This is a genomic window from Sphingorhabdus sp. YGSMI21 (assembly GCF_002776575.1).
In the GTDB taxonomy this organism is placed as follows: Bacteria; Pseudomonadota; Alphaproteobacteria; order Sphingomonadales; family Sphingomonadaceae; genus Parasphingorhabdus.
Genome location: NZ_CP022548.1, coordinates 2,052,641 through 2,074,356 on the forward strand (window position 1 = coordinate 2,052,641; position 21,716 = coordinate 2,074,356).

General features: G+C 57.0%; 17 protein-coding genes and 1 tRNA gene. 5 read left to right on the forward strand and 13 right to left on the reverse strand.

Annotated elements, in window-relative coordinates:
* The first annotated feature begins 7 nt into the window (after positions 1-7).
* Entirely contained in the window at positions 8-211 is a 204-nt protein-coding gene (yacG, locus tag CHN51_RS10050; protein ID WP_100093897.1) for a DNA gyrase inhibitor YacG, read from the forward strand.
* A gap of 101 nt (positions 212-312) precedes the next feature.
* Positions 313-388, forward strand: a tRNA-Phe gene (locus CHN51_RS10055).
* A gap of 161 nt (positions 389-549) precedes the next feature.
* Here the strand turns inward: CHN51_RS10055 and CHN51_RS10060 are convergent.
* The 8 genes from CHN51_RS10060 to CHN51_RS10095 all read right to left on the reverse strand — a co-directional run bounded on the left by CHN51_RS10060 (position 550) and on the right by CHN51_RS10095 (position 12,388).
* Positions 550-3,000, reverse strand: a complete 2,451-nt coding sequence (locus CHN51_RS10060; RefSeq protein WP_100093898.1) for a TonB-dependent receptor — start codon at positions 2,998-3,000, stop codon at positions 550-552.
* 1 nt (position 3,001) lies between these two features.
* Positions 3,002-3,922 carry a FecR domain-containing protein gene (locus CHN51_RS10065; protein ID WP_100093899.1) on the reverse strand — a complete coding sequence of 307 codons (921 nt, stop codon included), beginning with the start codon at positions 3,920-3,922 and terminating at the stop codon, positions 3,002-3,004.
* Positions 3,915-4,559: an RNA polymerase sigma factor gene (locus CHN51_RS10070; protein WP_346426320.1), complete on the reverse strand. Its 645-nt coding sequence runs from the start codon at positions 4,557-4,559 to the stop codon at positions 3,915-3,917. The genes CHN51_RS10065 and CHN51_RS10070 overlap by 8 nt, the downstream gene beginning before the upstream one ends.
* A gap of 134 nt (positions 4,560-4,693) precedes the next feature.
* Positions 4,694-7,900, reverse strand: a complete 3,207-nt coding sequence (locus CHN51_RS10075) for an autotransporter outer membrane beta-barrel domain-containing protein (protein WP_100093900.1) — start codon at positions 7,898-7,900, stop codon at positions 4,694-4,696.
* A gap of 205 nt (positions 7,901-8,105) precedes the next feature.
* Complete coding sequence (locus tag CHN51_RS10080; RefSeq protein ID WP_100093901.1) at positions 8,106-10,043, reverse strand: AsmA family protein; 1,938 nt, start codon at positions 10,041-10,043, stop codon at positions 8,106-8,108.
* A gap of 407 nt (positions 10,044-10,450) precedes the next feature.
* The gene (locus CHN51_RS10085) at positions 10,451-11,059 is read right to left on the reverse strand and encodes an SDR family oxidoreductase (RefSeq protein WP_100093902.1); all 609 of its coding nucleotides are present in this window, start codon (positions 11,057-11,059) and stop codon (positions 10,451-10,453) included.
* Between the two features lie 22 nt (positions 11,060-11,081).
* Complete coding sequence (locus CHN51_RS10090; RefSeq protein ID WP_100093903.1) at positions 11,082-11,756, reverse strand: type 1 glutamine amidotransferase domain-containing protein; 675 nt, start codon at positions 11,754-11,756, stop codon at positions 11,082-11,084.
* Between the two features lie 134 nt (positions 11,757-11,890).
* Positions 11,891-12,388: a lactoylglutathione lyase family protein gene (locus CHN51_RS10095; protein WP_100093904.1), complete on the reverse strand. Its 498-nt coding sequence runs from the start codon at positions 12,386-12,388 to the stop codon at positions 11,891-11,893.
* A gap of 101 nt (positions 12,389-12,489) precedes the next feature.
* Between CHN51_RS10095 and CHN51_RS10100 the strand changes: the two genes are divergently transcribed.
* From CHN51_RS10100 to CHN51_RS10110, 3 genes are all read left to right on the forward strand, one after another.
* Positions 12,490-13,386, forward strand: coding sequence for a LysR family transcriptional regulator (locus tag CHN51_RS10100; protein ID WP_100093905.1), 897 nt, complete (start codon positions 12,490-12,492; stop codon positions 13,384-13,386).
* Between the two features lie 194 nt (positions 13,387-13,580).
* Entirely contained in the window at positions 13,581-14,663 is a 1,083-nt protein-coding gene (locus tag CHN51_RS10105) for a nucleotidyltransferase family protein (RefSeq protein ID WP_100093906.1), read from the forward strand.
* Positions 14,664-14,871: 208 nt separating this feature from the next.
* Positions 14,872-16,608: an ABC transporter ATP-binding protein gene (locus tag CHN51_RS10110; protein ID WP_100093907.1), complete on the forward strand. Its 1,737-nt coding sequence runs from the start codon at positions 14,872-14,874 to the stop codon at positions 16,606-16,608.
* Between the two features lie 45 nt (positions 16,609-16,653).
* On the opposite strand, the gene CHN51_RS10115 is transcribed toward CHN51_RS10110, so the two are convergent.
* The 5 genes from CHN51_RS10115 to CHN51_RS10135 all read right to left on the reverse strand — a co-directional run bounded on the left by CHN51_RS10115 (position 16,654) and on the right by CHN51_RS10135 (position 21,398).
* Positions 16,654-18,195, reverse strand: a complete 1,542-nt coding sequence (locus CHN51_RS10115) for a bifunctional GNAT family N-acetyltransferase/carbon-nitrogen hydrolase family protein (RefSeq protein WP_100093908.1) — start codon at positions 18,193-18,195, stop codon at positions 16,654-16,656.
* 79 nt (positions 18,196-18,274) lie between these two features.
* The gene (locus CHN51_RS10120) at positions 18,275-19,048 is read right to left on the reverse strand and encodes an SDR family oxidoreductase (protein ID WP_100093909.1); all 774 of its coding nucleotides are present in this window, start codon (positions 19,046-19,048) and stop codon (positions 18,275-18,277) included.
* Positions 19,049-19,245: 197 nt separating this feature from the next.
* Positions 19,246-19,857 (reverse strand): tail fiber protein, encoded by a 612-nt coding sequence (locus CHN51_RS10125; RefSeq protein ID WP_100093910.1) that lies wholly within the window; start codon positions 19,855-19,857, stop codon positions 19,246-19,248.
* Between the two features lie 54 nt (positions 19,858-19,911).
* On the reverse strand, positions 19,912-20,523 hold the full coding sequence (locus CHN51_RS10130; protein ID WP_206169882.1) for a tail fiber protein: 612 nt from the start codon (positions 20,521-20,523) through the stop codon (positions 19,912-19,914).
* Between the two features lie 350 nt (positions 20,524-20,873).
* Positions 20,874-21,398, reverse strand: a complete 525-nt coding sequence (locus CHN51_RS10135) for a YbjN domain-containing protein (protein WP_100093911.1) — start codon at positions 21,396-21,398, stop codon at positions 20,874-20,876.
* Positions 21,399-21,716: the final 318 nt, after the last annotated feature.

The window sequence follows — 21,716 nt, forward strand, 5'->3', positions numbered from 1 at the left end:
ATAGCAGATGGCCGGTACGAAAACTCCGAAATGCCCGGTTTGCGGGAATGCTGCCGTGGAAAAATGGATGCCGTTCTGTAGCGCCGGCTGCAAGGATCGCGATCTGCTGCAATGGCTGGGCGACGGCTATAAAATCCCCGGACAGGCGGTTTCACCGGATGAACTCGCCGAACATTTAACCGGGGATTCCGGCCGAAACGGAGAGGAGTGAACAGGCGCAAAAGAACCGCCATTTTTAGGCTGGACAAGCGGCAATAGCCCCGCCTATAGCGTCGCTTCCTAACGTGGCCAGCGCATCGCGCAGGCCCAGATGCCCGAGTAGCTCAGTTGGTAGAGCAAGCGACTGAAAATCGCTGTGTCGGTGGTTCGAATCCGCCCTCGGGCACCATTTTTATCCAATTCTGGTGACCCTGCCGGTCGAGCGACTACGGGATTCCGTGGCTGCGTGTCCGGTCTTGCCGACGGCGACTGGTTGCGGTTGCCACGGGAAGGCAGGAAATTTTCGGACGAGCTGCAGGGCAACCCGGTCAGCGTGGCATGTCCGGAGATCTAATAGGCGACATCGAAGGCAATACGGATCGTGCGGGGACGGAGCGGGGTCAGATAACCGTCGCTACCCGGTACGAACGGGGTGCCCAGGGCGAAACGATTGCCACGCGAATCCAGCAGATTGGTCAGGGTCAGGCTCAGCCCTCTCTTGCGATTACCGATCCGTGCGGCAATGCCGCTGTCGACATAGTCTCCTTGCCCTTCGCCCAGTTCCGGGCCGATTCCGACGCGGGAAGGACCGACATAGCTGGCCCATCCCTGAAGGCGGAAATCCTCGTCGCCGATGATTGTTTCATAGTTGGCGGAGCCGCGCACGGCGTGGCTGGCAACATTGGGTATGCGACCCAGCCGTCCGGCCGGCGAGACGGCAACCGGCGACAGGAAATCTGTGGGCGGCCCGGTCAACGTCGCTTGCGCCAGCTGTAGTCCCGTCGACAGTTGGGTGACCCGGCTTTTGTTGTAAACCGCGCCCATTTCCAGCGACAGTCCGGTGACCGGACGGACGGCAATGGAGCCCGATATGCTGGTGATCTTGCCGTCGCCGATATTCGCCGTGGTCGGAAAGCCATTGGCATCGATATAATCGGCCTGAATATCCCGCCAGCGGCTGTGCGAGACGGAGATCGTGGCGTCGAACGGCGTAACGCCCTTGCGCCCGAAGCGCATCCCGGCATCATAAGTGGATACATGGTCGTTGCGGAAGCGCTGGACGAAGCTGCCGTCAATCGACAGCCCGCCGGGGCGGAAACCTTCCTGATAGCGGGCGTACAAAGTTACATTCTTTCCCGGATTGGCGAGCAGAGACGCCGATGGCAGGAGATCCTCTTCCCTGCGTTTTGCGGTTATCGCGCGACCGAACTGGGTGAGAGCGAGCAGCGTATCGACATCCTCGCCATCGCCGCCCAGTCGCGCATGGGTGTAACGCAGACCGCCGGTTGCGACGATATCGGGCACAAGTTCGAACGAGGCCTCGCCATAGGCGGTATATTCGGTGATCCGGTTGGTGACGCCGACAATGGCCGCGCGCATGTTCTCTCCGCCAAAGTCCCTGGTCTGGCGTGTCCGGTTGTCGATGAAGCTGGTTCCGACCACCCAGCCAAACCCGTCGCTGTAAGGACGGGATAATCTCGTTTCGCTGGTCAGCATACGCGTTTCGTTCTGCTGGTCGAAGATGCGCGGCGCATCGTCGACCAGGCTGGCGTCGAACCGTTCGTAGAGATTGTGATCGACATAGGCATTGGACGATTGAAAATGGAGGTCGCCCCAGTCCTTCATGATCACCAGCATCGCTGATCCGTAACGTGCCCTTGCGCCCTGCTCGACAAGACTGCTGCGGGTTAGCGGTGGTGCGCCCTTGTCCGCATATTGCGCATCCTCGGCCTTTATCCTCTGGTAGATGCCGCCCAGGTCCACCGTCCAGCTGCTGCCGAGATCGAGGCGGAATGTGCCGCGTCCGCCACGGATATTGGTCCGGTTCACATCATTCCGGCCGAGCAGCGGATTATCGATATAGCCGCCGTCGCTGATCGAATAGCCAACCAGCCGCAGTGCGTGACCGCTTTCGCCGACCGGAATATTCGCGGTTGCAGAAATATCGCCGCCCGGTGCGCCATGCTGGACCAGCGAAATGCCTGCCGACGCGACCAGTGTGGTATCGCCGGGATCGGGTGTCTGCGGTATCATTCGGATGATGCCACCCAGCGATCCCGCACCATATAATGTGCCCTGCGGCCCTTCCAGAATTTCCACCCGGTCGATATCATAGAGCCTTAGATCGGGATCGGGAGCGTTGTAGCTGAGGCGGATGTCGCCAAGATACTGGCCAACCGTCGCCTGCGTCGGTCCGGTAAAACTGGAATCGGCGATACCCCTGATGAACAGCTTGTTGCGGCCACTGCCCAGATGGGTGGAGGATATTGTCGCCATTCGCGACAATATCGAATCCATACCGCGCTCTCCGCCAAATTGCAGATCGGCCCCGTTCAATATGGTGACGACGCCCGCATAGTTGACATAGGGCATGTTGATCTTGCTGGCGTTGACCACGATTTCTTCAACCGGGCGTGGCTCGACAGGGGGTAACGGTGTTTGGATATTGGCCGGGCGCGCTGAACGGGGGGATATGGGCTGGCGACTGGCCATTTGCGCCCGGGACGGACGCCGTTCGATCCGCCAGCTGGTCGCGCCGACTTTCACCGCATGCGCATCGGTACCGGAAAGCATGTGATCGAGCGCCTTTTGCACGCTCATCCGGCCGCGTACCGGTTTTACCGTCTTTTGCCAGAGCTTCGCGTCGGCGACGCTGATGCTGATGCCCGCCTGACGCCCGAGCAGCGGCAGGCTTTGCAGCAATGTGCCGCTCGGCAATTCGATCAGCCGCGAGTCATCGCGCGCCGCGACCGGCGTCGCGAACAACAGCAATAACAGGGCGGAGAACAGGCGGGCGTTCATATTAGCGGGTCAGCAACCATCCTTCATCTTGTTTTTCTGCTCTTATGCCGGCGAGCGCGGTCAGATCATCAATCACCCGCTGCCGGTCATCGCTGATCAGCAATGCGCCGCGAAACGGCAGGGAGGCGACGTCGGGCGAGACATTTATCGTCAGGCCGGTCGTCCTGCCCAGGTCCTCGGCAACTTGCGCGATCGATGTGCCATTATAGACAAGCTGGCCTTTGCGCCAGCTACCGACGCTGAAAACATCGATTGCCTGAACCTGCGGAGGGCCGCCTGCATCAGAAGCCTCGATGCCAAAACCGGCATCCAGCCGGACGTTTTCACGCTGCGGATTATACAGGACCAGACCTTCCGACACGGCGACGGTCAGCCCGTCCCGCCGGCGAATGACATTGAATGCCGTCCCCATATCGACAAGCCGGGCCTTGCCGGCCTCGACCAGAAACGGGTCGCCTTCGCGGTGGACGACATGGAACATGGCTTCGCCGCTTTCAATCCGCGCGAACCGGGGCCTGTCCTCGTCCAGTTCGATAACGGACCCGCCATTGATCTCGATCCGCGAGCCGTCCGCCAGCGCTACCGTCCGCTGTTCGCCGGCAGCGGTTTCGATGTGGGTCGCGCCACTGTCCAGCAACGTAAAGCCAATTATGCCGACCAGCGCTGCGGCCATCGCCCCGCCGAGCCAAGTTCTGCGACTGGCAAGGACAGGCTGCCTGGCAACGGAGATTTCCTCGACAGGTTCCGGCAAATCGCCCGGTTCCGCATCAATGGCAGCCATCCGGTCGTAGATGGCAGAATGACCCGGGCTCAGTTCCAGCCACTCGGTAAATCCTTCCCAGTCGTCGAAAGCGGGATCGCGTTGGCGGATTATCCAGTCCAGTGCTTCTGCTTCGACCGCGAAAGGTGTGCCATCACTCATCGATTTTCCCTTTCATTGCGGCGAGCGCCTTGTAGATTTTGCGCAGATCGGCCTCGACGGTGCTCAGGCTGACGCCAAGCCGGCTCGCGATCTCGCGCTGGCTAATGCCCTCGATGCGAAAATAGCGGAATGCTGTCGCCGGGCGTTCGCCGAACATGTCGATAGTCGCTTCCACGCGGGCCAGTTCTTCCCGCGAGATAAGCGACTGCTCGACCGATGGTGGAAGCCGCCCACTGTCTTGCTCTCCCCAGGCCTTCTCGCGCCTTTCGGCCGCGCGCGTGGCACGGTAACGGTCCAGCATCAGGTTGTTCGCGGCGCGGTAGAGATAGGAAAGCGGATTTGCGATCGGGCCGGTGCGTGACCGGGCGATCTGGACCCATAATTCCTGAAACATATCTTCGGCACTGTCTCCCGCACCACGAGCTAGCAGGAAACGGATCAGCTTTTCGCGGTTGGCCAGCAGCACGGCCTCGATGCCGCGGGTGGTCTCAGCTTCTCTTTCCACCATGCTCATGAAATGTTCGCTTTGGCCCTGGTGCTTGTTCTGCTTGATGCGCCGCATTTTGATTCGGCCATCGCGCGCGTCTCCCGCCGGCGCGATATATAGCAACCGCATCGCATCGCGCAATAGCAGCATGACCGGACCAGCGGAGTTCGGGGCGGGGGTGGCAAAAATGTCTTTCTCCTTCTGCTTTCGATCGGGCAGGTAAGGGGAGAAGGGAAAATGGGGATCGATCCTTCCCCCCTTGCGGTTTCGCCGAGCCGACTTCGTTATAGCCCGACTCGCAGGCTGGCGCGCACCGCAACAGCCGCATGGCTCTGCTGTTCCTCGACGGATATTTCACCGCCGATCTGGAAGGCGGAATTGCCGGCAACAGCGCGCAGCCGGCCTATCCAGCCGCTTTTCCGTTCTTCGGGAACAAGCGTGAAGGGTGACCCGTTTTCAAACTGCGCAACGGTCACGCCGAGCGAACCGCCCACGATTTCGCGGCGTCCGGCTTCCAGCTCGAAGCGGTACCAGCCGTCATATTGATCTACCCCGCCAAGATCGAGCCCGAGAGCGACCGTACCCGAAACCGCGAGTTCGTCGCTCTTGCGGTCGGCGACCGTCAGGTCGAGCGCTTCACCGCCCCCGGTTTCGGCATAGCCGTCTTCGCTCAGCTTGAAATAGTCGACCGCAATTGTCGGGCGGATCGAGAAATTGCCGGAACGCATGTCCCGGGCCACCGCACCGGATGCCGACCATAAGGTGCCATCCCAGTCAGCCGTCATCGTCTTGACTATCTCTTCGCCATCGAGTTCCCCGATGAAATAGCGATAGCCGTCGAAATCGATCTTTGCGCCGGAGATACGGGCATGTGCCAGCCAGCTGTCCGAGGCCAGGCGCCAGTAGGCCGCCAGTTCCAGCTGCTCGGACCAGACTTCGTTGCCATTGCCCTCGTTGCTGTTCTTGCCGTTGAGATAGCCGACAGATGCACCGAAATTTCCGATACCGGTCTTGTGTTCGGCGCCTGCGGATATGCCCCATCCACCCACGTCATAACCGGCCGTATCACCAACGCTCTTCGAACTTCCCCAGCCGGCCTGTGCGACCCAGTAGCCCCATTTCCCTTCGTCCTTGAAAGGGCCTTTGGGATCCGCGAGAAAGCGTACCATCGCGCGCGATCCCAGTGTGACATTCTCAAAAGTGCCGCCTTCGTGCTCGGGCAGCATCTGGCTCAACTGCTTGCGGAACTGTTCCTGATCGGAGATCGCAAGGAAAATCCCTTCAACATCCTCATCGTCGACCAGTGCCGCATATATCGCGGCAAAGCCGCTTGCCTCGGACCGGTTCAGCCCCAGTTCGGTCGCATCCTTCCGGGCGACGCTGACGATTACCTGATTGGCGTTAGAACTGAGCGAGCCTTTGTAAAGAAAAGGCAGAAGCGTGGTTGAAGCGGTCAGATTGTTGACGCCCGCAAGGGTACCTGCCTGCACAACGACATGATCGCCCTCGGCGCTCTGGACGTTGGACAGCTTGATCGCGAGTTTCGATCCCGTATCAAAGCTTGCGGTCCCCGATACCTGCAGCGCCGTGTCGTTGCTACCACCGAGAGTTACGCCGAGCACACCATTGTCAGTAACCGCCAGGGATGCGATCTGGGCAGATCCGATCGCATCGAACATGGCCCCGGAGACGGTCACGGCAAGACCCTCGGCGTTGGTCAGCGAACCGGAAAAACGGGACGTGCCGGAAAGTGTCAGCATATCCGCGCCGCCGCCAAAATCCGCATTGCCACTGAACACGGATGTTCCGGCTAGCGTCATCATGTCGGCGCCGGTGCCGAAGGTGGCATTGCCGGTATATACAGCATCGCCCGACAATTTAAGCTGGTTGTCGCCAGTGCCGAAGCTGCTGTTCCCCTTCACCGTGCCATCGGCAATGTCGAATATGTCGTTGCCGCTGCCGAAGCGGACGTCGCCCGTGATGGAAGGGGGTTTGGCTGACGCTGCGACCGCGGTCTGGCGGACGGTGGCGCCGGAGCCATTGGCTGACAAGTCGATCGCGACATTGCGGTCCGATGCCGCCAGCGCGCCGGTGGCGATGATCGTACCGCTGTTTTCAAGCAGGTTTACACTGACGGATGTATCGATGATCGCAATCGCGGTCGCGTCATCGCCGCCTGCCTTGGCACTGATCGTGCCGCTGTTGCGGAGGGTCTGGACATCCGCGCCGACGCCGATCGCCAGCGCCCGGCTGATCGAAGTGGCACTGCCGCCGCCGGTCGCCTCAATGGTTCCGGCATTGCGGATTTCGGGTGTGGTCGCGCCGGATCCTACCTGGATGGCGGTTGCCGAGCCATCTTTGGAAAGGGCCTTTACCGAGCCGGTTGCGCCGATGCCGACACCCCCCGCGATGGTGACCGTGCCGCCAAGGCCGCCAATTTGCAGACCATTGGCGTCGATTCCGCTATAAACCCCGCTGCCCAATATGCCGCCATCAATGATCAGGCCAAAGCCCGTGCCCGTGCCGGCAACCGGACCAATTGCTATGGCGTCGCTGCTGTCGCCGATACGCATTGCCGGTGCCGCGCCATAGGAACGGACGAGAGCCGAGCCTTCCTTGGAATCCTCGATGCCGTCATCATCTTCATCATTGTCCGTACTGCTCGTATCCTTCGGCGGAACCGCGAGAATGATGCCACCCGTAACGTTACCGGCAATCGACAGGGCCGGACCGCCTTGCAGGAGGTCGTCGGCGTCAAGCTTGGAACTATCGGCCGGGGCACTTGTGTAGCGATAGCCACTGGATTGCAGAGATCCCTGCACGACCAGTGCACCGTTGATATTGCCGTCGACACGCGCCGCTACCGCATCAACACCCTGAGCGCTAATCGTCCCGGCGAGCCGGACATTGCCATCGACATCCTGCAGGCCGACGCCCAGCGCGTTATCACCCAGCACCTTGGTGGTGCCGTCATGGACAAAATTACCGGTCAAGGTGCCGCCCAGCCGGATCCCGGCAGAGTCATTGCCCTCGATAGTGATGGTTCCGCTGTTGGTGATATTGCCGTTGAAAGCGCCGGCGGTCGCTATGCCTGTCCGTCCCGTTCCGGTTGCGAAGGGGCCGTCAATGTCGCCGTCATTGTCGGAATCGGTCGGGGCGTAAGGTTCGTCGAGGATGATCTTTCCACTCGCGCTGTTGGTGATCGTACCGGTGACACCGGCATCTGCGAGAATACCGGTCGCGTTGTCCGCATTGCTGATCTCTATCGTGCCCTCGTTGATCAGCGTATTGTCGCTGTCGACGGTAACGGCAACACCCGACGTCGGCTTGACCGAGCCGGCCGACGTGATCTTGATATTGTCGGCAGCGCCGCCATTGATCGTCGAGGTGCGGATCGGGTCGGTAGTGGCTGTCGCGATGGTTGTTTCCGCCTGCGCGGGGATGGAGATGACAGCGACCAGGCAGGTCGACGCGAGTAGATATTTGCGCATGTAGATCCTCTTGTGATTATCGGGACGAATTTCCCTGAACAAACACAAGACGGAGTCATTCCGCCGCAACCTTGGCCGGAATGATATTTTTTTGTGCAGCGGCTGCTATTCGCCCATGCGGGCAGGGGCAGAAGCGGGAAATCCGTTCGGACACGCTGCTTTCTCCATCGCTCCGAGACGGATGCGGATTTATAGCTGCAAGACCTTAGCGCATCGCTTCGGCGACAAGAACGGAGCAGTTCAGGGACTTTGGTTTCTGGATGAAAGCCTTTTTCTGTTCGTCACTATCGCCGATCCCCAGCGCGCTGCCGATCGATTTCGTAGCGACTTTCAGGACATCGCCGAGCGAAGGCTTTTCGGCATCACTGGCCTTGCCGAGCCCGGCTACGGACACGGCGGGTGCATTGAGCGTTCCGGTGATTTTGATCGGGTCGACGATGCGCAAGGCGCTTTTCCCCTTGGCACCTCCGCGCAATATCAGTGAGACAGTTTCGCCTTTCAGGGTGATCCGGCCTTCACCGCGTCCGATCGACACCGTCGTGTCAATTGCCAGCGGTGAGGGCGTCAATATTCCGTTGCGCGCCGTGAAATTGGCGACCAGACAGCGCAGCGGAACGCGGGCTTTCGGATTGCCGATGATTTCCTCTACGGCGCCGCCAAGATTCTGGCCGAGAACATGCGCGACCGTTGCGCGCACACTGCCGCCCGAGGCAACCATCGCGGCCTTGCCATCTGCTTTCTCCAGGGCTTCCCGGAACGTGTCGCCGGTACCGGCCAATTTGATGCGGCCCCTCATGGTTGCCGTCACGATGTCGCCATTGCCAATCAGGTCGGAGATCGAGGCGCCGGACAACGTCAGGTCGGTCGACAATTTCGGCGCCCCGCTGCGGTGATCGACTTGCACGCTGCCGGACATCCGGCCACTTTTCAGGCCGACCAGCAGATTTGTGATTTTTATAACCTTGTGGTCCAGCGACAATTTTCCATGCACGCTCCGGAATATGGTGTCCCGACGAGAGAGCAGGCGGTCGACGGTGAAGGTCATCTGTCCATCGGTCGGCCCCATTTTGGACAGGTTGATACGGGTGTTGGGCAGGACTCTGGGGCCGATGCGGCGGGTCAGAGCCGCTGCTTTTGCCAGACCGGCATCGTCGGCCAGATCGTCGAAATCCAGCGTGGAAAATTTTATCGTGGCATCGATTTTGGTTCGGCCGTCGCGTTTGAGAATATCCGCTTTGCCGGACAGGTTTGACCGTCCTATCGTTCCGCTCAGCTTCTTGACGTACCAGTCTTTGTTTTCGTGACGAATATTTGCCTGCAGATCAATCTTCTGGGTACCGAACAGGCCGGCTTCGATAATTTGGTCCAAATTCTTGAGAGTGGGTGCGCGGGCGGACAGCGATGCGGTGAAACGGTCCGTGTTCAGAACGCCCTGCATTATACCGGTCGCCGTCAATTCCAGAGCCGGCGCTTGCAGCGAGACCGAAAATGGATAATCGGCCTCGGGATCGATCCCGGCAATGGCTCCCCCGGTGAACAGCATGCTTGCCTTGGACTCCAAAAATGTGCCGCTACCTTCGGCGCGCAAACCCTCTTCGCTATTGATCGAGACCGGGCCTTCAATGGACAAGCCGCGCTTGTGGTCGGTAAAGCTGAAACGGGAATTGCCGACATCAAGATCGGTCAGAACGGGTCCGCGATCGTCCATGTCATTGTTACGATTGCCTTCGTCCCAGTTGGCGCGTCCGTCCTTGTCCCGGATCAGCGCGATGTCGAGCCCGTCTACCGCGAGACGGTCCGGTCTCGCGCTGCCGGTCAGGATATCCAGCACGGCAACCCGTGCCGATATTGATTTCAGTTTCAGAAAATCGCCTTCGCCCGCCCATGCGGGTTGCGCAACGCGGACATTGTGGACGGTGATGACGGGAGTGTAAGAGAAGAAACTGTCTCTGCTGACCGAACCGATTGCCACTTCGCGATCCGAAGCGCCCTGCAATTTCTCGCTGATTACAGTCTTGAAAATGCTCGCAGGGACCGCGCCCAGCAGCAATATCGCCAGCAGGAAAATGGCGAGAATGACAGCCACGATGTTGCGCGTCTTGCGATAGGGGAATCGGGAGGATGTTTCGCCGATATCGTCCATGGATCAGAGACCTGCCGGTTCGGCAGAAAAGGCAAGATTGTCAAACGGGCCTGCCTGTGTCGCTTCGATCGACTTTCGCGATATGGACTTCATTTGCTATACACCCATTCGATTGATGCCTGTATCTATGGCCGAATATTGGCGAATAGTCCTGCATTGATTGATTTACGCCCTGAAGATGTAAAGGTTGCGCAAAGCCTGTTGGGCTTGGCTCTCCCCAATTTTTTACCGAACCGGTCCAGCAGTAACAGGACTCCGCCAACCGCCTCGTGCAGGCCGATGATCGCGTTGATCTGGTCGGCCTGCAGCTGGATCAGAGGCAGTTCGATGCCGAGCAGGCTGCGCTGCGCATCCCTTGCTCGACATCGGGTCTAAAACCGGCGCTATCGCCGGGCAGACACGGTTTGTCAGTCACCGGTCTGGACAGACTGCATCAGTAGCGCCTTGCCCGTCCATTCGCTGTCATCGACCGCATTTGCAAGCACGGCAGCGACATCGCCCCGCGCCGCTTTTCCCTGGGGATCGACATCATCGCCAAAGCGCATGTCACGGGTGCCGTCCTCGTCGGTCAGACTGACCGGACGAACGATGGCATAGCTCAGACCGGAAGCTTTGAGATGTTCGTCCGCTTCGTGTTTTGCCTGAAGATAATGTGCCAGGTCGCTTTCCGGGTCCGGATTGTCGGCGCCAGCGCTGCTCAGCATGACAAAACGCGAGACTCCGGCGTCAGCAGCCAGATCGACCAGCCGTTTGGCACCATCGCGGTCCACCTTGTCGGTCATTTCGGGGCCGGTGGAGCCCCCGGAGCCGGCGGCGAAAATTACCGCGTCACAGCCATCGCATATCCCGCTTTTCAGATCCGTCAGGTCGCCCTGGCGTTGCGTGACATCCGCGGGCAGCGAGCCGGTATCCGAAGATTCACGGACCAGCGCGATAGGGGAATGGCCTTTGGCCTTCAGTTGATCGACGAGCCGTAGTCCGGTTTTGCCGGTTGCACCGGCGACAAGAATATTCATAAGTCGCTCCGTTTATTTGGGTTTAAAGCAGGTCGAGCAGTTTGCGCGCCGCTTCTGCAGATGACGCCGGGTTCTGGCCGGTGACGAGCTTGCCGTCGACGACAACGAAAGAGGCCCAGTCGTCGCCCTTGCGATAATCGCCACCATTTTCTTTCAGCATGTCCTCGACCAGGAAGGGCACGACATCGGTCAGGCCAACCCCTTCTTCTTCGGTGTTGGTAAATCCGGTCACGGTTCTGCCGGATACCAGCGGCTTGCCCTCCGCATTTTCTGTATGTCTGAATATTGCAGGGGCGTGGCAGACCGCGCCGACGGGGCGGTCGCTGGCCCAGAAAGCCTCGATCAACATCTTGCTGTTGTCATCTTCGGCCAGATCCCAGAGCGGGCCATGGCCGCCGGGATAGAAAATCGCGTCAAATCCGTCCGCCGAAACCGCCGATAGCACCGCTGTACTGGCCAGATCTGCCTGCGCAGCCTCGTCAGATTTGAAACGTTTCGTATCGTCAGTCTGGGCGTCGTCGGTATCGCTGGCAGGATCCAGCGGCGGCTGTCCGCCTTTGGGTGAAGCCAGCGTTATGTCTGCTCCGGCATCCTTGAACACATAATATGGCGCCGCGAATTCCTCCAGCCAGAAGCCGGTTTTCTTGCCGCTATCACCAAGTTCATCGTGCGACGTCAGGACCATTAGGATTTTCATGATATTTGCCTTTTGCTTATTATGTTCTGGTTACTCATCCTGCAAACAACGCACTTCGGGCGGTTAAGTTGCGCGGCCGGGACCCTCTCGACCCTGACAGGGCCCGCGACCGCGCACGCCATCGGGAAGCTGTGTCAGGAATAGGCCCCGTCGGAATAGGTCAGTTCATAGCTATGGCTGTAAATTTCGAACACGATTCCGAACGGGTCCTCGACGTAGCACATGCGGTAAGGCTTCTCGCCGGGATAATATTCGCGCACCGGCATGCGCTGCTTGCCGCCGGCCGCCACAATTTTCTCGATCAGTCCCTCCACGTCCGGATCCTGGATGCAAAAATGGAATGTTCCCTGGCGATTGTGATCCAGATTATTGTCCGGCGCATAGTTGTCCGGAAATTCGAACAGTTCGATTCCGACGCGGTCAGCGGTGGCAAGATGGGCAATGCGCAAGCTGCCCCAGCCGGGACCGAACACATCGGTACACATGACGCCGACCGCACTCTCGTCCTCGGTAACATTGGTCGGCTTCATTATCGTGTAGAGCCCGAGAACCCCGGTGTAGAATTTTACAGCGGCATCAAGGTCGGGGACGGATAGGCCAATATGGGAAAAGGCGCGTGGTGTCGGTTGCATGATGGTTTCCTTTCATTTTCTATCGAGCAGAAAATAGGATGGCCGGTTCATTATATGAAATAATCATTTCAATATTTTATTATAACATATAGTAATGATCTATGTTGAATTCCCGATGGCTCGACAGTTTTGTAGTGCTTTGCGAAACCGGTCACTTTACCAGGGCAGCGAGCCTGCTGAACATGACCCAGCCTGGCGTATCGCAGCATCTGCAAAAACTGGAAGCACAAGTCCGTCAACCGCTGATCTCGCGGCAGGGCAAGAGCTTCAGCCTCACGCCGGCGGGCGAAGCGGTTCTGGCCGTCGGGCGGGCCAGACGCGCTGAGGAGCAGGTTCTGCAGGAAACGATCCTGCGCGACGACCCCGCTGTTGGCGAAGTAGCCATAGCTTGTTCCGGCAGTTTTGCGATGCTGCTATACCCCCATATCCTGTCGGCAATGCAGTCGTCGCCAGGCCTGACCATAAGAGTCGAAGCAACCCCGCAGGACAAAGTGTTGTCCGGGGTGCTGGACGGCCAATTTGATCTCGGAATTGCGGATCATGACCCTCGTCATCCCCGGCTCCAAGCGGAGCATTTGGGGCAGGAGGAATTGTGCCTCGTGGTTCCCGAAGGGGTCATGACCTCGCCGATCAGCTTCCAGGCGCTCGACAACCTCGGCTTCATTGCACATCCTGACGGATTTGCTTATGCTGATGACCTGTTCGCGATGAATTTTCCGGAAGATTTCCGCGGCTCGGATCGATTGCATATTCGTAGCTTTGTGAACCAGATCAGTCAGATACCATCACCGGTGGCGCGCGGTATCGGCTATACGCTGCTGCCACGTAGCGGCGTCGACAGCTATCCCGACAAAGACAGGCTTCGCATCGCTCCGCTTCTCAAAGAATTGAGTCATGATCTGTGGATGATATTCCGGCGGGGCCGCTCGCTGCCGGCTCGGGTTTCCCGCATTGCAACTCTTGTCCAGTCGGTCTCCGAAGGTCTTGAGAAAAAATGATCGGGCACGATCAGGACGGAAATTTCGCACCGGGCAGGGCGGCTTGATCGGGACCGAATTTCCAGAAGGCCATCGTCACTTTTTCAACTGGAGTGCCCAGTAGACGCCGGGCAGATGGTGCTCACGAATAAAAAAGTAGCCGCCGAGGCCATTCTGGCCTCGCCTAAGCGGAAGTAAAATTCTAAGCGCAAACCATGGATGGAAATAGCGAGGCACTTCTATTATCTTTGAGCAGATATTTGCGCCCTGCCTTGTCCCTGCCTTTGATTGACGTTTCCGAACCGATCAGTGAGACGCTCGCGACCTTTGCGGTGAGCCGCCATCGTGTTGGTCCGCTGTTGCATTTGGCGACGCAAGGCAGTGCCGATGTCACGGCGGACGACAATGCTTCCTCGATTCTGGAAACAGCCTATCAGAACAATATATTTGCGGGTCTGAAACAGAAAGCTGCCGAAAAGAATATTTCGAAACTGCTGAATGCCCATTCCGTACCCTTTTCCATTCTGAAGGGGCGGGGGCTGGCGGAACAGCTTCACGATGATTCTACCGCGCGGCAATCGAAAGATGTCGATATCCTCATTTCCCCGGACAGGACTCGACAAGCGATCGGGCTGTTGAATGATCAAGGGTACATCTACAAACCTTATTCATTGAGAAGGAAAAAGATGTTCGAACTGGCGCGTCAAGATATGGAGATAAAACTGTTCAAGGATTTGACATTTCTTGACCCTACCTTCTCTGTGCCTATAGAATTGCATAACAGATTGTTTGCATTTGAGCCAAAAACACTGACAAAGGATTTCAGCCAGTCGATAAAATTCACTTTAAATCCCCAATTAACAGAGAGCTTCTATTGCCTATATCTAATCTTGCACGGTGCGCTAGCCATGTGGCCAAGATTGAAATGGGTTGTAGATTTGTCGATCATTGCAAGGAAAATGCCGGCCCAAAGGCGAATCGAAATGTTGAATATTGCTGCAAGTTATGGTTGCGATGAAGCTGTCGCTGCAAGTTTACTGATGGTTGAAAGTGTTTTTGCCGGAAGTCTTGATGATGAGTGGCAATTATTGCTCAATCAGCATAGGAATAATGAACGCCTTCACCAAATAAAAAATTGGTTCTATGAGTCTTTGATAGCAAGCGAGATCGGCAGATCTGTTTTGCCACTAAGTAGATACATGTCCATAGGGTCTGCGGGATTCGTTTTTCCGGGAAACATCAACATTATTGAGAATTTCTTTCGGCGCTGGATGGCCAGTTTGACGATCCGGATCTAGAAAATTTTGACGCCAACTCGTAGGCTTAAAAGATTGAACGTTTTTCGACGAAATGGGCATTGTTTATCCTCATCATTCTTACGGAGCGAAGAGTAGACATAGTTAGTTCGTCGCTATGCTTTTCGTCATTTTGCGACAATCGGTAAGGCGCAAGGGGCGACCGACGCCTTTCGATTGATTAGTTTAGGACATCTACTAAACGATCAACATGCTGATTCTGACCTATCTGAAAATGATGTGGCGATTTTCGCCGGCCCGCTCGCTGCTCTTTGCCACTTTATTGTTATTGTCGAGCGTGACCCAGGGCATCGGGCTGGTCCTTCTTGTCCCCCTTTTGGCGGCGCTACAGAAATCCCAGACCGAGACGTCCGGTGTCGTCGCCATGATCGTCGAGGGGCTGAGCTTTGTCGGCGTTCCGATCACGCTCGTCGGACTTCTGAGTACCTTTCTGGCGCTGAACATTTTGCGCGCATTCATAAGTTACAGCCAGACCATTGTGTCCGAGCGCTTTCGACTGGAACTGCTGGACGACCTGCGCACACAAAGTTTCAACGCGATGCTTGAAGCACGCTGGGAATGGCTGACCACCCAGAAAAAATCCGACATGTCGAATTTGCTGATAACCGAAATCAATCGGATGGGAACCGCCTTGATGTTTTCCGTTCGCTTCATTGTCTCTGCCTTTTCGATCACGGCCTATATCATTGTTGCTGTCAGCCTTTCCCTGCCGCTCACGCTGGCTGCGATGATCTTGGGTGGATGCCTGTTCTTTGCCATGCGGCGCCAGCACAAGCTTGCCCATGATCAGGGAAAGCTGCTGAGCGTTGCCAACCGGCGGGTCCAGCAAACGGTTGAGGAAGGTCTGTCCGGAATCAAGCTGATCAAGATTCTCAGGAGCGAGAGCCGTCAGAGTCAGCTGATGCTGGAAATACGCACCCTGTTGCGCAAACGGTCCTTGCAATTCACCCATTTGAACGCAGCGATGACCGTCATCTTCCAGATATTGGTCGCGCTGGCCATGGTGTTGCTGCTCTATGTCGGAGTTACGTCGTTCGAACTAAGCTTGCCCACGCTGCTCATTCTGGTTCTGATATTTTCGCGGCTCTCTCCGCAGATCCGGGAGATACAGACCCAGATCAACAACATCCTGCATTCCGATTCCGTATTGTCGAATTACACAAATTTGATGCGCGACGCCGTTGCGGCGCGTGAAGAAACGCTATCGGAAAATCTGGGCGACAAAATCAAGTTCACCAGGTCCATCAAATTGTCCGGTGTGTCCTTCAGTTACCGCACTCGCGGGATACCGTCGCTGCGTGACATCGACATCGAGATTCCATGCCGGAAAACCACTGCGATAATGGGGACGTCGGGATCGGGCAAATCGACGCTGGCCGATCTGATCATGGGGCTCCTGACTCCCGACGCGGGGACGATCGAAATCGACGGTGTTCTGCTCGATGAAGAAAACCGGCTGAACTGGCGTAAATCCATCGCCTACATGCCGCAGGATGTTTTTCTGTTTCATGACACGATCCGCAACAATCTTCTGTGGGCTGACGAGAATGCCACGGACCAGGAACTGGAAATGGCTTTGAAATTTGCATCCGCGGAGTTCGTTTTCAATCTGCCCGACAAACTCGATACCGTGGTTGGCGATGCCGGGCAGCGCCTGTCAGGTGGTGAAAAACAAAGAATTGCCCTGGCGAGGGCGATCATCCAGAAGCCGGAACTGATCATATTGGACGAGGCCACCAGCGCTCTCGACCTGGAAAATGAAGCCCGTATCCGTGATACGATCGACAAGCTGCATGACGATATCACGGTGATCGTAATCGGTCACCGCCTGCCGACGCTGGAAAATTCCGACCAGTTGATCGTATTGGAAGACGGGCGCGTCAAGGAGTCCGGAAAATGGTCCGACATCATGGACAGCAGCGGCTAGAAGTCAGACGAAAATTGCACCGGTGAACTGCGCTTCGGAAGGATATTATCCCTTCCACAACACCCGATAGAGATCGAAACGCCGGTCCTTGAGATTCTGTACCGCGCCGGATTGCCGGCTGGTCAGCAGGCTGGTCATCGACAGATCGGCAATCGCGATGGTCTCGGTGTTCGGCGCCGTATCTGCCGCGACGCCGTCCCGCGCGAACGGAAAGTCGGATGGCGTCAGGATCGCGCTTTCGGCATAATGAATGTCCATATTCTCGACATTGGGCAGATTGCCGACCACGCCCGACATCACGACATAGCACTGGTTTTCCACCGCGCGCGCCTGACAGCAGTAACGCACGCGCAAATAGCCGCGCCGTTCATCGGTGCAGAAGGGCACGAACAGGATCATCGCGCCCTGGTCGACCAGATGCCGGGCCAGTTCCGGGAATTCGCTGTCATAGCAGATCATCACGCCGATCGGGCCGCAGTCGGTCGGAATCGCTTCCGCGCCATAGCCGCCCTTGATATTCCACCAGCGCACTTCGCTGGGCGTCGGATGGAGCTTGTCCTGCGTGTAGACCGCGCCGTTGCGCAGAAACACGTAAGAGATATTGCGGATATCGCCATTTTCCATGCGCGTCGGGTGCGAGCCGCCGATGATGTTGATATGATAGGAAACCGCCAGCTTCTCCATCACTTCCTTGAACCGCTCGGTATATTCGGCGATCTTCTCGATCGCTTGTGCCGGCTCCAGTTTTTCCCCTTCGAGGGAAAGCAATTGCAGCGTGAACAATTCGGGGAATGTCACAAAGTCCGCGCCATAATCGGCGGCGACATCGACGAAATATTCAACTTGCTCTTCAAAATCGGTCTGCGAGGCAATCTTGCGCATCTGGAACTGGACGGTCGCTACGCGCACCGACTGGGGCAGGCGGTCATGCGGGGTCTGAGTCACCAGCTTGGCCTCGGCGGCCAGCGGATTCTCCCAGAACATATGCACCGCATTGCCGGCGGATGCTTTGTCGCTCGGCATATAGTCCTTCAATATCCCCAGCGGAACAAAGCCCTGATTAAGCTGGAAATTGATCACCGGATCGCGGAACTGTTTGTCGACCACGGCCGCCAGATAGTCCGCCGGATCGGGATATTTGCGTTTGCGCCGCGCATAGCCGGGCAGGCGTCCGCCAAAGATGATGCCCTTCAGCCCCAAATGCTGGCAGAGTTCCCGGCGAACCTTGTAGAAGCGCAGTCCGATGCGCAGCCGCCGGTAATCCGGGTCGACGCTGACCTCCATGCCGTAGAGGATCTCGCCATTCGGATCATGCCGGGCAGCAAAACCGCCGCCGGTAATTTCCGCCCAGCTATGCGCTGCACGCGCTGTCTTCTCGGATATCTGGAATGTCGCGCAATGGCCGACAATCTTGCCTTCATATTCCGCGACCAGCTGGCCGTCGGCGAAATTGTTGATCTGGCCGCGGACTTCCTCGGCGGTATAGCCTTCGCCCTTGCCGTAAACCTTGCGGGACAGGGCAGAGATCTTGCGGGCATCTTCCAGTTCCGCCATGCGGATGATGAGCTTGGGTTTTTCTGCGGTCATCAGCGCCCATTAGCGGGCTTTTAAATGTTGGGAAACAGCTGTTGTACGGGTCTCGCTGAATAGTGCGGTGCGGCGGGCTTCAAAAACCTTGAACCGATCCACCGTCGACCTGAATAGCGGTTCCGGTCATATAGCTTGACGCTTCAGATCCCAGAAAGACCGCCAGATTGGCGATTTCTTCAGGCCGTCCAATCCGCTGCATGGGGATTTGCGCAGCGAGGGCTGCGGAAATTTCCTCTATGCTCTTGCCGGACGCTGCGGATTGCTGTTCGAAAATCTGCGCGATGCGATCCGTCTGGGTGAAGCCCGGGCAAACGGTGTTGATCAGCACATTGTCGGCCGCAACCTGGTTTGCGAGCGTCTTGGCCCAGCCCAATACGGCCATACGAATGCTGTTGGACAGAGTGAGTCCCGGAACAGGCTGTTTCACTCCGGTCGATGAGATATTGATGATCCGCCCCCACTTCTGTGCCTGCATATGGGGCAGCACCAGCCGGGTGGCGCGGATCACGGATTTCAGCGTCAGCTCGACGGCCCTGTCCCAGTCCTCGTCAGCCAGATCGACAAACAGTCCGGGCGGTGGGCCACCGGCATTGTTCACCAATATATCGATGCCGCCGAATTCCTGCGTTGCTGCGGCAACGACCCGCTCGATATCGTCCGCTCTGGAGACATCCCCGGTTAGCGTCAGGCAGCCCGGCATTTTTGTCGCAGCAGCGTCGAGCGCTTCCTGTGATCTCCCGCATATGGTTACATTTGCGCCGCATTTGTGAAATCCGGACGCGGTCGCCAGTCCAATTCCCTTGCTGCCGGCCGTAACCAGCACATTCTTGTTGTCGAGGTTCAGTTCCATGGCAGGAAATGTGCCGGAAAGAGATGCCGCTGTATACTATCATTGCAGCTAAAGAGGTTGGGCTATCGCGCTCTCGCCAATCGCGATTAGCCGGCCCCGGCACCAAGGCATGCCCTTTTGGTGCTTGCCAGAATTCGCTTCAATCAGGTGTGAAGTGAATTCTGGCATCATCATGGTTGTCTTGACGTTGAACCAAGCTAGTTGCGCGACGGATATATCCCGACCGTTGCGATGCACCAGCGGATCACCTGATAGGGTGACTGCTTCTGAACCGTTTGGCCTCCTCCCATATTAGCGGTGATACCGGTCCCGGTATCCATGTTTACCGCTGGGGCGCCGGTATGATATATTGTCGCGCTCCCCGTCGTCGCCAGACTATTGTCGTTAGGATTTGCAGTATCGCCTGGCAAATTGCTAGCTCTCATCGTGCCGATATGATTATGGCTCGGCAAATTACCGACATTCAGCGTAAACGTGGTAGCGCCTGCACGACTACCGAGGGGATAGGTGCCGAGCCCTGGAGCATTGCCGTCGCTGATTGGACGTCTTCCGCGTAGATCGGGCAACGCAAATGTTGTCCTTCCATCGCCTCCATAGGTAGTGCCCAAAAGCGAGAACAGGGCGGTATGTTGGCTGATAGACAGCAAGGTACCATCCGCCCCCATCCAGCCTCTCGGACAATAATTTCCGGCAAAAGCCGATACCTGTGCAATATATTGGGTGCCAGCCTGAGCGTGGGCCGGCGCGGTTGATGCCAGCGAAATGCCGCCCAGTGCAATCGTGATTGAAATGGTTCTAGTCAATTTCATGAGGAATTTCCTTTCACTCGATAACTGTCAATGAGGGCGTAAAAACCCTCTCTATTAGTTGCGTGAAGGGAATACGCCTTGCATGGCTACGCACCAGCGCATGACCAGATAGGGAGATACCTTGTTAACCGGGACACTGCCTCCCGTATTACTGATAACAACGGTGCCGGTATCCATGTTTACCGCTGGAGCGCCGGTGTGATAGATTGTCGCACTCCCCGTCGTCGCCAGACTATTGTCGTTAGGATTTGCAGTATCGCCTGGCAAATTGCTGGCTCTCATCATGCCGACATGATTGTGGCTTGGCATGGTTGCTATGGTCAAACTGAATTGGGTGGAACCACCTCGTGCACCCTGTTGGGGATAGGCTGGCAACCCTGGCCCCTGTCCCAGACTGATCGGCGCGCGTCCTCGTAGATCCGGCAAGCCGAACGTGGTACGACCATCACCGCCATACATGGTGCCGAGCAATGAGAATAATGCTGAATATTGGCTGATCGGAAGCAAAGTTCCCTTTGCCTCTCCCCATCCACGAGGGCAGAAAGTGCCACCAAAGAGCATCATTTGGCCGAGTAGTGGATCCGATTGTGCTTGAGCTGGTGGTGAAATGATAAATGTAGCTGTAATAGCGACTGCGCTTGTTGCAAATAGTTTTAATCTTTTCATGATTAACCCCTCCGATAGTTTGTTGACAACTAAGCGACCCCATATTGTCCGTATAGTAAGTTAGAAGATTTGCCAAATACATGACATGTATATTTACACTGTGATATATCAATTTACACGGATAACGAGAAGGGGCAGGAGAATTTTACTGATTTTTGCGATGTAAATGAGTGTAAATAAAGGGACTATACTGGGGTGTGTGATTGCCTGAGCTTAAAGGCCTGACGATGATATCCGATTTCCGGTAAACGCGCCCAACAGTGGGCACGCTGACCCCCGCCTGGTGCGTTGCGCGGACAGGATTGATTGAAGGGACGCCGTGTCATCCGGCCATTCACGGCCGGCAATATTTACTTGGTCGCCGCGCTCAACTGACCGCTAAAATCGGTGGCCGCGCTGATGAAATTGCGAACTTCTGCCGCCAGATTGCCCTGGGCCAGACCTTGGTCGGCAATGATGATCCTGGTCAGATAGGGTCGCCCGTCTTCCAGTATTCCACTATTCACGAAGAGATGAGAGCGCTGAAACGGCGGCACAATATTCTGCAAGTCGACCTTCTGGCCATCCAGACTCCAGCTGGTTAGCAATTGCAACGCCCTGCACTGCAAGGGTTCTTGTTGGTCACATTGACGAAAGTGCAGGGTGAACTGCAGGCCATTTGGCGCAAAGGCAGTGATGATCATCTCGCCCTTGGGCGTTATGCTGGCCATATGATTGCCGGTGACGGTTTTCAGCGTAGGATCTATCGTATCCGCATTGAAATGAGGGATGATTTTCGCGGGATCGATGGTTTCTTCCGGCAACGGTTGTGCGGCTAGCGGGCTCATATTGGCAATGCCGAATGCCAATATTGTCGAAATAAGGATTTTCCGCATGCAAATTTCCAATCTTCCTTGCCAACCGATATAGTGGTTCAAGGCGGATCCTAGTGCGTCGATCGCACGAAGGGAATAGGGCTGGTGAACTGTTTCCAGTTGCCGGAAGGGATCTACTATAGGGCCCTATAATATATGTTGGCTGGAGTGGGCGTCGGGGCAGCTATATTGCCAATATATATATGTTTCACAAAACAGGCCGCGCTTGTGCCTGAAAAAGGGCGTTGCGCACCATGGCCGGCGCAGTGGAGACGGCAGTCTTTGTCTTCAGACACGGCAGCTGTTTATGCCGATCAAGCCAAGTCGGCGGTTCCGCCT